This is a genomic window from Actinokineospora fastidiosa, from assembly GCF_014648415.1.
Taxonomy (GTDB): Bacteria; Actinomycetota; Actinomycetes; order Mycobacteriales; family Pseudonocardiaceae; genus Actinokineospora; species Actinokineospora fastidiosa.
This window is the reverse complement of record NZ_BMRB01000004.1, coordinates 288,509-301,625: the sequence shown is the minus strand read 5'-3', so window position 1 is coordinate 301,625 and position 13,117 is coordinate 288,509. Positions and strand designations below refer to the sequence as shown.

The window sequence follows — 13,117 nt, the reverse complement described above, 5'->3', positions numbered from 1 at the left end:
CCGGTCGAGCAGCCGTCGCGGCCCGGGCGGACACGACGCCGCCTTGAGACCGTCTCGAAAGCGCGGCCCTAGCGTCGGGGCGAAGCGGGACAGCGGCGCCCCGCTCGGGAAGCGCCGACCGGTAGGCCTTGCCGCGGCGGGGTTCCCGGTGCCCGGACCGATGGAGGGCGAAAGTGCCGAACAGCAAGCAGACAGTCGTACACCTGGTGCAGCAGGGCATCTGGAACACCCCACTGGAGTCCATGCCGCTCGCCCAGGGCTACATGAAGGCCGCCGCGCTCGCCGACGAGCGCATCCGGCGGTCGATGGACATCCAGATCCACAACTACCGGGGCGGGCTCGCCCTGTCCGAGATGGCCAACCGGCAGTTCTCCGGCGGCGTCCCGGACATCATGGCGTTCTCGGTGCTCGGCTGGAACTACCGCGCGTTCGGCGCGCTGGCCGAGACCTTCAAGCAGCTCAACCCGAAGGGGTGGGTGGTGTTCGGCGGCACGCACGTCGCGCACCAGGGCGAGCGCGTGTTCCGGATGTTCCCCGATGTGGACGTCATCGTCGACGGCGAGGGCGAGCCGGTGTTCCCGGACATCCTCCGCGCCTACCTCGACGGCGTGCCGCGCACCGACCTCGCGCACATCCCCGGCCTGACCTACCGGGACGCCCGGGGCGCGCCCGCCACGACCGCGCCGCGCCCGCGCATCGAGAACCTCGACGAGATCCCGTCGCCGTTCCTCACCGGGGCGCTGGAGCTGACCGACGACGCCGGGCAGTTCCGCTACGACGTGGCCATCATGGAGACCAACCGCGGTTGCCCCTACAAGTGCGCGTTCTGCTACTGGGGCGGGGCGACCGGCCAGAAGGTGCGCGCGTTCTCCCGCGAGCGGCTGCGCGCCGAGCTGGAGCTCTTCGCGAAGCTGCGCGTGCACACGATCGTGCTGTGTGACGCGAACTTCGGCCTGCTGCCCGCGGACATCGCGTTCATCGACGACGTGATCGAGCTGCGCGAGACCTACGGCTACCCCAGGGCCATCGAGACGTCGTGGGCGAAGAACAAGTCGAAGACGTTCTACGAGATCGTGCGCAAGATGAAGCAGGCGGGCATGCACAGCTCGTTCACCCTGGCCCTGCAGACCCTCGACGACGCCACCCTCAGCTTCATGAACCGCAGGAACATGAAGGTCAACGAGTGGGAGGAGCTGACCGAGTGGCTGAGCAAGGAGGGCATGGACTGCTACGCCGAGCTGATCTGGGGCGCGCCCGGCGAGACCGTCGAGTCCTTCATGGAGGGCTATGACCGGCTGACGAAACGGGTATCGCGCATCGCCTGCTACCCGATGCTGATGCTGCCGAACACCGACTACTCGGAGAAGAAGGCGGAGTACGGGATCATCTCGGTGCGCGGCGACACCGACGACTTCGAGTACATGCTCGCCACGAACACCGTGACCTTCCAGGAGAACCAGCGCATGCAGCGCTTCCTCTACTGGGCCAGGGTGCTCGCCGAGATGTGCGTCTTCCGCCACATCTGGGTCGGCCTGCGCGAGCTGGCCGGGTTCAGCCAGTCCCGGGTGCTGCAGGACATCGGCGGCTACATCGAGGAGAGCGACGACCCGGTGGCCGAGATGCTGCGCGAGGACATGGCCAGCGCGATCGGCGGCACCGGCGACCTCGGCGGCGGCGTCGCGCTGTTCTTCACCGACCCGCGCGCCCGCCAGCTGCTGCGGCGGTGGTGGGCGGAGAGCATCCACCCCACCCTGCCCAGGGACGTGGCCCCGGTGCTGGACGAGATCTTCCGCTTCGACCTGCTGATCCACCCCATCCACCCGGGCATGGACAGCGACGGGTCCGGGATCGATCTGCCGGTGGTCTCCGTGCGCGGCGGTGAGTACTACGTGCGCTCGGGCGTGCCGCTGGCCTACGACATCCCCGCCCTCCTCGCCGACCTGCGCGCCGACCGCAGGCCGGACCTGTCGTCCAACCCGACGATCGTGGACCTCTACTACCGCACGGGGTCGGAGAACGCGGTGACGTCGACCAACCACGAGGTGATCATCCACTACATGGGCATGACCACCGAGGAGGTCATGGCGAACGCGGCGGTGCGCGCCGAGGCCGACATGGTCCCGGTCGCCGCGCCGCAGGGTGGGTGCGGGTGACCCGGTCGGGTCGGCGGACGGGGGCGGCGGGATCCCGCCGCCCCCGTCCGCGCCGTTCCCGTCAGGTCTCGATCTCGAACAGGCACACCGACCCTCGGACGGTCAGCTCGTAGCGGGTGAACCGCGCGGACAGCTCCGCGTCGAGCCCGTCGAGCGAGTCGTCGAGGTTGTCCATCGTCCCGTCCCCGTTGAGCGAGGCCAGGGCGCGCGGGGCCAGCGGGCCGTGGTCGACGCCGTGGGCGAGCACGGTGCTGCCGAAGATCCGCGCCCCCGGCGCGAGGTAGGGCAGGACGCGGTCGAACACCGCCGCCTTGCCCGCCATGCCGCCGGGCAGGCAGTGCAGCAGGAAGTTCATGCCCACCGAGTCGAACACCTCGTCGCCGAGGTCGAGCGGGTCGAGCACGTCCCTGCGGCGGGTGACGGGCCGGTGCCGGGCGGCCCGCCGCGACGCGGTGCGCAGCACCGTGTCGCTGTTGTCCACCAGCACCAGCCTCGGGTTCGCCGGGAACCGGCAGCGGCCGAGGAAGTAGCCGGTGCCCGGCCCCAGGTCGAGGTGGCGGGCGCCGACGTTGCGGTCGTAGACGGCCAGCATCTCGCGCCGGTGGCACCGCCACACGAGCGGGCACACGGCGCCGAGCACGAACAGGTCGTACCAGGCGAGCACGTTCCTGGTGTACCCGGCCGCGGCGCGGGTGCGGTCGCTCACGGGGCCAGCACGATCGGGAGCCGGGTGAGCCCGCGCACGGCGTGGCTGACCCGCCAGGTCGGCGGCTCGGCCTCCCGCATGCCCGGGAACCTGCGCATGAGCGTTCCCATCGCGACCTGCAGCTCCATCCTGGCCAGTTCGGCCCCCAGGCACCGGTGGATGCCGTGGGAGAAGGTCAGGTGCGGGTTCGGGCGGCGGGTGATGTCGAAGCGGTCCGGGTCGGCGAACACCGCCGGGTCGCGGTTGGCCGCCTGCAGCGAGGTGGCCAGCACCTCGCCCGCCGGGATGACCGTGCCCGCCAGCTCGACGTCCTCGTCCGACACCCAGCCGATGCCGCCGACGGGGTTCTCGTAGCGCAGCATCTCCTCCACCGCACCCGCCAGCAGGTCGGGGCGGGCGAGCAGCAGGGCGTGCTGGTCGGGGTTGGCCAGCAGGCTGTGCAGGCCGGTGCCGATCACGTTGGTGCTGGTGGCCGCGCCGTTGACCAGCAGCGTCAGCACCACGGTGCCCAGCTCGTCCTCGGTGAGCCGGTCCTCGCCGTCGCGGGCGGCGATCAGGTCGCTGATCAGGTCCTCGCCAAGCGCGCCCCGCTTGCAGCGCAGCACCTCGGCCACGTACTCGTCGGCGCGGACGAACACGTCCTGGCGGGCGGTGGCGTCCTCCTCGCCGAGGAACGCCTCCATCAGCGCGGTCAGCTCGGCTGCGAACTCCTCGGGCAGGCCCGCCATGCGCCGGATGACCTCGATGGGCATCGCGTCGGCGAGCACCGGGATCAGGTCGACCGGCTCGTCCGCCGGGAGCCCGTCGAGGATCTCGTCGGTGATGCGCTGGGTCTCGGCGCGGAACAGCTCGATGCGCCGCGCGGTGAACGCCTTCTGCACCAGCTTGCGCAGCCGCGTGTGGTCCGGCGGCGCGGAGTCGAAGGTCACCCGGTCGTCGGGCGGGTCCTCCGGCGGCTTCACCCACCGCGGGTCGCTGTGTACCTGGCGCACGATGTCGTAGGAGACGACGAGCCAGACCTCGTCGAACACCGGGTGCTCGGCGCGGCCGACGGGGCCCTGCTCGCGGATCGCGGCCAGCGACGGGTAGGGGTCGACCTGGAAGACCGGGTTGAACGGGGCGGGCTTGAGCGCCGTGGTGGTCATCGGCCCGCCCCCTCGGTGTCGGCGCCCTCGGGCACCACGGCGACGACGCGGACCGGGAAGCTGCTCATGCCCACCACGCGCGGGGGCAGCACGGTCAGCAGCGCGCCGCGCTTGGGCAGCTGGTCCAGCCTGGTCAGCGACGTCAGCACGCCCATGCCCGCGCCGAGCAGCTCGTGCTGGGCGGGCTTGCCCTGGTCGGTCCCGCAGTCGGTGTTCTTGGAGTCGACGCCGATCAGCGCGGGCCCCGCCTTCGCCAGGTGCTTGATCGTCGCCCCGGCGAGGTAGCAGGTGTTCTCGTAGTACTCCTCGGTCTGCCACAGCCGGTCCTGGCCGGTGCGGAACAGCACCGCCTTGCCCGCGAGGTCGTCCTGGCCGTCGAAGACCTCGGGGCCGATCTCGGGCATGCCGACCGCGTCGATCACCACGACCGGCACGTCGACCAGCTTCTCCAGCGGCATGGTCGCCAGGTCCGGGCCGTCGGCGTGGAACTGGAACGGCACCTGCAGGATCGTCCCCGTGCTGCCCGCGATGGTGACGTGCACCTGCTGGAAGCTGACCCCGCCCTCGAGGAACTTGGCGGACTGCTCGCGGCTGATGTAGTCGTGGATGACCGGCTTCGGCATCCAGTGGTGGATCAGCATGTCCTGCCACACGTCGTGGCTGAGGTCGACCAGCGCGCACCGGGTCGACGGCTCGCTCGCCAGCGCGCTCATGCGCCCACCACCGCCACCGGTCGGACCGGGAAGCTGCCCGCCTCGCGGATCGGCGTCGGCAGCACGCGCAGCCGGGCGCCGCGGTCGGGCACGTCGGCCAGGTTCGCCATGCACTCCAGGATCAGGATCCCGGCGCCGAGCAGGTTGTGCTGGGCCGGTTTCGTCTTGTCGGCGCCGTTGTCGATGTTCTGCGAGTCGATCCCCACCACGGCCGGGTTCGCCTCGATCAGGTACTCGACGGCGTCGCGGGTGAGGTACGGCGAGCTCTGGAAGAACGCGCCGGTGCCCCAGTGCCGCGAGTGGCCGGTCTCCACCAGCACCGCGGCGCCGGTCAGCTCACCGGCCGCGACGAACGGCTCGCGTCCGATGGAGATCGTGTCCGGCACGCGCACGACGACGATCGGGACGTCGAACAGCCGCTCCAGCGGGACCGCGCTGACGTCGGGGCCGTCGACGTGGAACTGGAACGGGGAGTCCAAATAGGTCCCCGTGCTGCCCGGCAGGCTGATCACCTCCATCTGGAAGGTGACGCCGTCGGTGGTGAATGCGGCCGACTGCTCGCGGGTCAGGAACGCGCTGATGGTCGGCTTCTGCATCCAGGGATTGGTCATCATGTCGTGTTCGATGGGGTGGCTCAGGTCGAGTAGTCGCCTGCTGTCACTCAACTGGGTTTCCCTTCGCTCTCGGGTGTCGCACGGGAACCGCACCCGGATAGTCTCGGCCGCGGGATTCGAACCGTCCTCGAGCAACGGTGGACCGTGATGATGAGAGATCTCGCCGTGTTCGCCGAAGGGCTCACCAAATCGTTCGGGAGCACTCCGGCGCTGCGCGGACTCGACCTTGCCGTGCCCGCGGGGACCGTCTGCGGCCTGCTCGGGCCCAACGGCGCGGGCAAGACGACCGCGGTGCGGGTGCTCACGACCCTGCTGGTGCCCGACTCCGGCACGGCGTTCGTCGACGGCGTCGACGTCGTCCGCGACGCCGCCCGGGCGCGGTACCGGTTCGGGTTGGTGGGGCAGGCGGCGGCGCTGGACGAGGCGATGTCCGGCCGGGCGAACCTGCGGATGTTCGGCAGGCTCTACCACCTCTCGCCGCGCGAGGCCCGGCGCCGGGCCGACGACCTGCTGGAGCGCTTCGACCTCGCCGACGCTGCCGACCGCGAGGTGGGCACGTACTCCGGCGGCATGCGCAGGCGGCTGGACCTGGCCGCGGGGCTGCTCATCGCGCCCGCGGTGCTGTTCCTCGACGAGCCCACGACCGGGCTGGACCCGCGCGGCCGCTCGGAGGTGTGGGCGGCGGTGCGCGACCTGGTGGCGGGCGGGACGGCGGTCGTGCTCACCACCCAGTACCTGGACGAGGCCGACCGCCTCGCCGACTCCATCGCCGTCGTCGACGCGGGCCGCGTCGTGGCCACGGGCACGCCGGACGAGCTGAAGGCCCGCGTCGGCGCGGAACACGTGGACGTGGTGGTGGCGAGCCTCGACGCGCTTCCCGCGGCGCGGACCGCGATGCGGGCGGCCACCGGGATGGAGCCCGTGGTCGACGTCGAGGAGCGGTCGCTGAGCGCGCAGCTCGGCCCCGGCGGTCTCGCGGCGGTCGTGCGCGAACTGGACGACGCGGGTGTTCGGGTCGAGAACCTGGCCCTGCGCAAGCCGACCCTCGACGAGGTGTTCCTGGAGATGACCGAGGACCTGGCCGGAGCGACCCGATGACCACGATCCGCTGGACCGTCAGCGACGGCGGCGTCCTGGTGCGGCGGGAGATCGGCAAACTCCTGCGCCACCCGGGCGAGCTGGCCAGCGAGCTGCTGCTGCCCGCGGTGCTGGTGCTCATGTTCGGCTACGTGTTCGGCAGCGCCATCTCGGTGCCGGGCGGCGGCGACTACCGCGAATTCCTGATGCCCGGCCTGTTCGCCATGGTCGCGATGTCCGGCATCGCCACCACGGCGACCGTCGTCGCCCGGGACGTCGGGCGCGGGGTCATGGACCGCTTCCGCTCCATGCCCATGGCCCGCTCGGCGGTGCCGGTGGGGCACACGGCGTACTCGCTGGTGTCCGGGCTGGTGAACTTCGCGGGCGTGACGGCGTGCGCGCTGGTGGTGGGCTGGCGCCCGCACAACGGACTGGCGGCGACGGCGGCCGGGTTCGGCCTGCTGTTCCTGTTCCGCTACGCGGTGGCGTGGGCGGGCGTCCTCCTCGGCCTGGCCTTCCGCAGCGAGGAGGCGGCCGACCACATGGTGCCGTTCATCTTCCCGATGACGATGGTGGCGAACACGTTCGTCCCCACGGACGGGATGGCCCCCTGGCTGCGCGTGATCGCCGACTGGAACCCGGTGAGCGCCGTGAGCGCGGCCTGCCGGACGTTGTGGGGGAACCCGGGCGTGCCCGGGGAGGGAGCGGCGCTGCCGCTGCGGCACCCGGTGGAGGTTTCGGTGCTGTCGTCGGTGGTGATGATCGTGGTGATCGCGCCGATTGCGGTGTGGATGTACCAACGGGCTGGGCGGCGTTGACGGGTCGGCGACGCTGACGAGCCGAGCGCAGCTGGACCACCCACCAAACGCGAACATGCCTGCACGATTGGCTTGTTCGCGATTTGCTTTCTTGGTGTCCGATGGGGTGAATCCGCATTCGCGGGGCCCCTAAGCGAAGCGGCGCGGGCGTGAACAAAGGGCGGAGCGGCGGAGCCGTCCACGCCCGAGCGAGGGTAGCACCGCTTCGCTCCCCACGAATGCGGATCCACCCCATCGGACAGTCGGGTGAGGCGTGTTGCGGTTCGTTGTGGTCCGGTTGCTTCTTCTATTCGGGCTTGTGGGCGATCAAGACATGGTCGTGGGCAATCGTGTCGGAGACGAAGCAGCGCTCGGGTTGGAAGCCGTGTTCCTTGAGTAGTTCGTGGCACTCCTCGACGCTGAAGGGTTGGTGGTCGTCTCGGATCATGGTGCTGTTGAGGCGGCGGAGGAGGGTGTCGTGGTCGTTGAGGTTCTCGTCGACCAGGGCGTCGTAGACGATCAGGGTGCCGCCCGGACGAACCGCGTCGTAGCAGCGTTTGACGATGTCGGTGCGTTCGGCCTCCGGCCAGTCGGGGAGGACGTGGCCGATGACGACGACATCGGTCACCGGGAGGGGGCGGGCGAAGAAGTCGCCGCCGTGGAAGGTGACCTTGTCGGCGACGCCCAGGGTGGCCATAAGCTCGTCGAAAAGGGGTTCCAGGGCGGGCAGGTCCACCACGTTCGCGCGCAGGTGCGGGTTCGCCATGACGATGCGCGCCGCCAGGTTGCCTCGGGCGCCGCCGATGTCGGTGAACGTCCGGTGGCCGCTCCAGTCGAAGTGGCGGACCAGTTCGTCGGCCATGAACGTGTTGTGGGCGTCCACGTGCTGCATCAGCCTGCGGGCCCGTTCCGCGTCCTCGTAGAACTCGACGAACGCCTGCGTGCCGCCCTCCGGCCGGACGTCGGACTTGGCGTGGCCGTCGCGCAGGGAGTCCGCCAGCCTGCCCCACGCGTGGTAGTGCAGGCGGGCGTGCTGGCTCGCCGTGCCGCCCAGGTACGTCGGCGATGTCGACACCAGGAACTCCGCGGCGTCGGCGCTGTTGCGGTACAGCACCCCCTCGCGCTCCAGCAGGCCCATGTCGACCATCGCGTCCAGGTACTCCCGCAGCAGCCGGTGGCGCAGGTCCAGCCGGTCCCTGATCTCCTCAGCGGTGGCGGGCCCGGCCGCCAGCAGGTCGAACACCCCGAGGTCGACGGCGCTCTGCAGCACCTTCGACCGGAAGTAGCCGTTGTTGATGGCCATGATGGCGCGGGCGCGCGCCACCGGGTTCCGATCCGACATCGAACGTTCCCTTTCCTCAGAGGTCGATGGTCACCTGGTAGGACTCCAGCCAGCGGTTGAGCCACAGCGCCAGCTCCAGGCCGCCGCGGTCGTACGGCAGGCTGACGGCGCGCGTCGGCCGGTCGATCACCTGCTGCGCCTTGGCCATGTCCAGCAGCGGCAGCACCGGGGCGTCCCCGTTCACGACCAGCTTCCCCAGCTCGTCGCACAGGGCGCGCTCGTAGGCCGGGGACTGGGTGGCCGGGTACGGCGTCTTCCGCCGCTCCCGCACCGACAGCGGCAGCAGGTCGGCGACGGCGGCGCGGAGCAGGCTCTTCTCCCTGCCGTCGAAGGACTTCATCCGCCACGGCACGTTGAACACGTACTCCACCAGCCGGTGGTCGCAGAACGGGACGCGCACCTCCAGGCCGGTCGCCATGCTCATCCGGTCCTTGCGGTCCAGCAGCGTCTGCAGGAACCGCGTGAGGTTGAGATAGGTGATCTCCCGCATCCGCCGCTCGTCGGCGCTCTCCCCCGGCAGCACGGGCGCCTCGGCGAGGGCCGCCCGGTACGCCTCCGCCCGCCTGCCCGGGATGTCCAGACCGGCCACCAGCCCCGGGTCCAGCAGCGACGCGCCCCCGAAGTACCGGGCCGACCCGGAGGTGAGCCACGGGAACGTGGCCGCGGCGATGGCCGCGGGGTTGCGGAACCAGCGGTATCCGCCGAACAGCTCGTCGGCCGCCTCCCCGGACAGCGCCACCGTCGACCGTTCCCGGACCGCGCGGAACAGCAGGTACAGCGACGGCCACATGTCGCCCCAGTAGGCGGGCGGGATGTCCGCGGCGCGCAGCACCGCGGCGCGCACGCGCTCGTCGGTCAGGCCGTCGCTGTCGAGCAGCACCTCGGTGTGGTCGGCCCCCACGTGGTCGACCACGTCCCGGACGAACGGCGCGTCGGACTCGCCGCGTACGGCGTCGGCCTCGAACCGCTCGCCCGCGAAGTCCACGGAGAACGAGCGCACCGGACCGGCGAGCGCCCTGGCGGCCAGCGCGGTCACCGACGAGGAGTCCAGGCCGCCGGAGAGCAGCGTGCACACCGGCACGTCGGCGACCAGCTGCCGGTCGACGGTGTCCGCCAGGATCTCCCGGACGGTGCTGATCGTGGTCGGCAGGTCGTCGTGGTGCTCGCGCGCGGTCAGTCGCCAATAGCGGTCCTTGCTGATCCCCGCCCTGCCGACCCGGACGAGCTGGCCCGGCCGCACCTCGGCCATCCCGGTGAACACCGTCCGCTCCGGGGTCTTGACCATGTCCAGGATCTCGTACAGCCCATCGGCGTCCAGGCGCCGACGCGCGCGCGGGTTGGCCAGGATCGCCTTCGGCTCCGAGCCGAACAGGACGCCGTCGGGCAGCGGGTAGTAGTAGAGCGGCTTGACGCCCATCCGGTCGCGCAGGAGCAGCAGTTCACGCCTGCCCGCGTCCCAGATCCCCATGGCGTACATCCCGTTGAGCCGGGCGGCCATCGCCGCGCCCCACTGCCGGTACGCCCGCAGCACCACCTCGGTGTCGCTGCGCGTGGTGAAGCGGTGCCCGTGCCCGATGAGCCGGGCCCGCAGCTCGCGGAAGTTGTAGACCTCGCCGCAGAAGGTGATCGCCACCCCCGCGTCGACCATGGGCTGCCGCCCGCCCTCCGGGTCGATGACGGCGAGCCTGCGGTGCCCCAGCGCCACCGGGCCGTCGATCCACAGGCCCGAGTCGTCGGGCCCGCGGCAGGCCATCGTCTCCGTCATGGCCCGGACGGTCCCCCGCTCGGCCGACAGGTCGCGGCCGAAGTCGACCCACCCGGCGATGCCGCACATCAGGCGGGTTGGCCGAGGTGCTCGTTGACCACGCCGAGCAGCCAGCGCGGCGTGGTCACCTCGGCCACCAGGTCGTCGGGCAGCCGCACGGAGTGGTCGCGCTCGATGCGGCTCACGGTGTTGAACAACGCCAGCGAGTCGTAGCCCAGCTCGTCGAACGGCACGTCGATGATGTCGCCGTCGAGGTCGACGGCCTCGTCGACGCCCGCGCACTCGCGCAGCAGCCGCGTCAGGTCCGCCAAGGTCATCTCGGTCATGTGCTGTCCCTTCCTCGACCGCGCCGCACGAGCAGCGCGGAGTTGAACCCGCCGTGGCCGCGGGCGAGCACCAGCGCGCTGTCCATGCGGGCAGGGCGCGGCTCGTCGCGGACCAGGTCGAGCACGTCGGCGAACCTCGGTCGGCCGATGTGGACGGTGGGCGGGATGACACCGTCGCGCAGCGCCAGCAGGGCGGTGGCCACGTCGAGCGCGGCGCCGCCGCCGAGCAGCCTGCCGGTCATCGTCTTGGGCGCGGTCACCGGGACGGCGCGCGGCCCGAACAGCTCCACCAGCACCGCCGCCTCCTGGGCGTCCAGGTCCGGGACGCCGCTGGCGTCGGCGAAGACGACGTCCACCTCGGCCGGGTCCATCCCGGCGTCGCCCAGCGCCAGCTCCACGGCGCGGCGCAGCGCGGGCGGGCGGCCGGAGCCGGGGCGCGGGTCGAAGGTGGCCGCGTAGCCCGCGATCTCGCCGTAGCGGCGCTCACCCGCGGTCGCGGGGTCCTCGATGACCAGCAGCGCCCCGCCCTCCCCCGGCACATAGCCGGACGCGTCGGCGTCGAAGGGCAGGTACGCGCGGTCGGCGTCGACGTCCGGGCTCAGCCGCCCGGAGCGGGTCTGGCACAGCCAGCTCCACGGGCACAGCGAGCCGTCCACCCCGCCGCTGACCATGGCCCGCGTGCCGCAGCGGATGTCGCGGCGGGCCATCGCGATCGCGTCGAGCCCGCCCGCCTGCTCGGTGACGACCGCCCCGCCCGGGCCGCGCAGGCCGTGGCGGATGGAGATCTGCCCGGAGTTGACCGGGTAGAACCAGGCGAAGGACTGGTAGGCGCTGACGTGGGTGCTGTCCTTGCCCCACAGCGCCTCCAGCTCGCGCTGGCCGAACTCGAAGCCGCCGCCGGACGCCGCGGTCAGCACGCCGCAGCCGTAGCGGTCCATGGTCGAGGGGTCCAGCCCGGCGTCGGTCAGCGCCTCCTCGGCCGCGACCAGCGCCAGCCGGGTCATCCGGTCGGTCTGCGGCAGCAGCCTGCCCGGCAGCAGCGCGGCGGCGTCGATCTCGACCTCGCCCGCGACCCGGGCCCGGTAGCCGGAGGCGTCGAAGCGGGTGACCGGGCCGATGCCCGCGCGCCCGGCCAGCGTCGCCGCCCAGTACCGCTCGACGCCGAGGCCGTTCGGCGCGACCACGCCCAGCCCGGTGACCACCGGCGCGGTGGTCACCGGGCCCGTCCCGGCGCGGTGAGCACCATCGCGCTCTGGAACCCGCCGAACCCGCTGCCGACGTTGAGCGCGACGTCCACGCGGTGCTCGCGCGCGGTCACCGGCACGTAGTCCAGATCGCACTCGGGGTCGGGCTCGACCAGGTTGGCCGTGGGCGGCACGACCGAGTGCTCGATGGCCAGGGTGCACGCGACGGCCTCCAGCGCGCCGATCGCGCCGAGGGAGTGCCCGACCATCGACTTGATCGAGCTGATCGGCGTGCGGCGGGCGTGCTCGCCGAGGCTGGCCTTGTACGCGGCGGTCTCGTGCAGGTCGTTCTGCTTCGTGGACGACCCGTGCCCGCTGATGTAGTCCACATCGGACGGATTGAGCCGGGCGGCGGCGAGCGCCGCGGTGATCGCCTCGGCCAGCTCGGCGCCGTCCGGGCGGAGGCCGGTCATGCTGTGGGCGTTGCAGCGGCCCGCTGCGCCCGCCAGCTCGGCGTACACGTGCGCGCCCCGGCGCCGCGCCCGCTCCCCCTCCTCCAGCACCAGCACCGCCGCGCCCTCGGCGAGGGCGAACCCGTTGCGGGTGCGGTCGAAGGGGCGCGAGGCCGTCTCCGGCTCGTCGTTGCGCGGGGTGGTCGCCTTGATGGCGTCGAAGCAGGCCGCGGTGATCGGCGAGATCGGCGCGTCCGACGCGCCCGCCACCACCACGTCGACCACGCCGTCCCTGATCAGCTCGGCCGCGTGCACCAGGGCGTCGATGCCGGAGGTGCAGCCGGTCGGCACGATCGCCACCGGCCCCTCCGCCCCGACCAGCCAGGCGACCTCGACGGCCATGGACGACGGCAGGAAGTAGTCGTAGAGGTAGGGCGAGCCGTGGCGGTCGTCGACCAGCCAGGCCCGCCCCTCGTCGCTGGCGACGGCGTACTCGTGGTCGAGGCTCTGCGTCATGCCGCACGCGGTCCCGATCGCCACGCCGGTCCGCTCGGGGACGATGCCGTCGGCGACACCGCTGTCGGCCAGCGCCTCCCGCGCGGCGACGACGGCGAACTGGGTGGTGCGGTCCCACATCCGGATCTGTCGGTGGGACAGCCCGGCGACGCGCGCGTCGAAGTCGCACTCGGCGGCCACCCTGGAGCGGAACCCGGTGGCGTCGAACAGCGAGATCGTCCGGGTCGCCGTGCGTCCGGCGGTGAGCAGCTCCCAGAACTGCTTGGCGCCGATCCCGCCCGGCGCCACGACGCCCAACCCGGTCACCACGGCCTGCCTGTCCATGTC

12 protein-coding genes are annotated in these 13,117 nt (G+C 71.9%); 3 read left to right on the top strand and 9 right to left on the bottom strand.

The window, feature by feature from the left end; genetic code table 11:
* The first annotated feature begins 173 nt into the window (after positions 1–173).
* Positions 174–2,153 (top strand): KedN5 family methylcobalamin-dependent radical SAM C-methyltransferase, encoded by a 1,980-nt coding sequence (locus IEY98_RS23500; RefSeq protein ID WP_229787282.1) that lies wholly within the window; start codon positions 174–176, stop codon positions 2,151–2,153.
* A 61-nt stretch (positions 2,154–2,214) separates the two neighbouring features.
* On the opposite strand, the gene IEY98_RS23495 is transcribed toward IEY98_RS23500, so the two are convergent.
* The 4 genes from IEY98_RS23495 to IEY98_RS23480 are packed head-to-tail and all read right to left on the bottom strand — an operon-like array spanning position 2,215 to position 5,382.
* On the bottom strand, positions 2,215–2,859 hold the full coding sequence (locus tag IEY98_RS23495; RefSeq protein ID WP_229787280.1) for a class I SAM-dependent methyltransferase: 645 nt from the start codon (positions 2,857–2,859) through the stop codon (positions 2,215–2,217).
* On the bottom strand, positions 2,856–4,004 hold the full coding sequence (locus IEY98_RS23490; protein WP_189212780.1) for a cytochrome P450 family protein: 1,149 nt from the start codon (positions 4,002–4,004) through the stop codon (positions 2,856–2,858). Before IEY98_RS23490 ends, IEY98_RS23495 begins: the two co-directional genes overlap by 4 nt.
* Complete coding sequence (locus tag IEY98_RS23485) at positions 4,001–4,717, bottom strand: cyclase family protein (protein WP_189212779.1); 717 nt, start codon at positions 4,715–4,717, stop codon at positions 4,001–4,003. The genes IEY98_RS23490 and IEY98_RS23485 overlap by 4 nt, the downstream gene beginning before the upstream one ends.
* A complete protein-coding gene (locus IEY98_RS23480; protein WP_229787278.1) occupies positions 4,714–5,382 on the bottom strand; it encodes a cyclase family protein in 669 nt (222 codons plus the stop codon). The genes IEY98_RS23485 and IEY98_RS23480 overlap by 4 nt, the downstream gene beginning before the upstream one ends.
* A gap of 99 nt (positions 5,383–5,481) precedes the next feature.
* On the opposite strand from IEY98_RS23480, the gene IEY98_RS23475 reads away from it, so the two are divergent.
* Both IEY98_RS23475 and IEY98_RS23470 read left to right on the top strand, forming a co-directional pair.
* Positions 5,482–6,429, top strand: coding sequence for an ATP-binding cassette domain-containing protein (locus tag IEY98_RS23475; RefSeq protein WP_189212778.1), 948 nt, complete (start codon positions 5,482–5,484; stop codon positions 6,427–6,429).
* Positions 6,426–7,226, top strand: coding sequence for an ABC transporter permease (locus IEY98_RS23470; RefSeq protein ID WP_189212777.1), 801 nt, complete (start codon positions 6,426–6,428; stop codon positions 7,224–7,226). The genes IEY98_RS23475 and IEY98_RS23470 overlap by 4 nt, the downstream gene beginning before the upstream one ends.
* Before the next feature lie 286 nt (positions 7,227–7,512).
* Here the strand turns inward: IEY98_RS23470 and IEY98_RS23465 are convergent, their stop codons facing one another.
* Genes IEY98_RS23465 through IEY98_RS23445 form a run of 5 tightly spaced genes read right to left on the bottom strand, consistent with a single transcriptional unit; the run spans position 7,513 to position 13,114 of the window.
* The gene (locus IEY98_RS23465) at positions 7,513–8,547 is read right to left on the bottom strand and encodes a methyltransferase (protein ID WP_189212776.1); all 1,035 of its coding nucleotides are present in this window, start codon (positions 8,545–8,547) and stop codon (positions 7,513–7,515) included.
* A gap of 16 nt (positions 8,548–8,563) precedes the next feature.
* A complete protein-coding gene (asnB, locus tag IEY98_RS23460; RefSeq protein ID WP_189212775.1) occupies positions 8,564–10,381 on the bottom strand; it encodes an asparagine synthase (glutamine-hydrolyzing) in 1,818 nt (605 codons plus the stop codon).
* Entirely contained in the window at positions 10,381–10,638 is a 258-nt protein-coding gene (locus tag IEY98_RS23455) for an acyl carrier protein (RefSeq protein ID WP_189212774.1), read from the bottom strand. Before IEY98_RS23455 ends, asnB begins: the two co-directional genes overlap by 1 nt.
* Entirely contained in the window at positions 10,635–11,855 is a 1,221-nt protein-coding gene (locus tag IEY98_RS23450) for a ketosynthase chain-length factor (RefSeq protein WP_189212773.1), read from the bottom strand. Before IEY98_RS23450 ends, IEY98_RS23455 begins: the two co-directional genes overlap by 4 nt.
* Positions 11,852–13,114, bottom strand: a complete 1,263-nt coding sequence (locus IEY98_RS23445; protein WP_189212772.1) for a beta-ketoacyl-[acyl-carrier-protein] synthase family protein — start codon at positions 13,112–13,114, stop codon at positions 11,852–11,854. Before IEY98_RS23445 ends, IEY98_RS23450 begins: the two co-directional genes overlap by 4 nt.
* Positions 13,115–13,117: the final 3 nt, after the last annotated feature.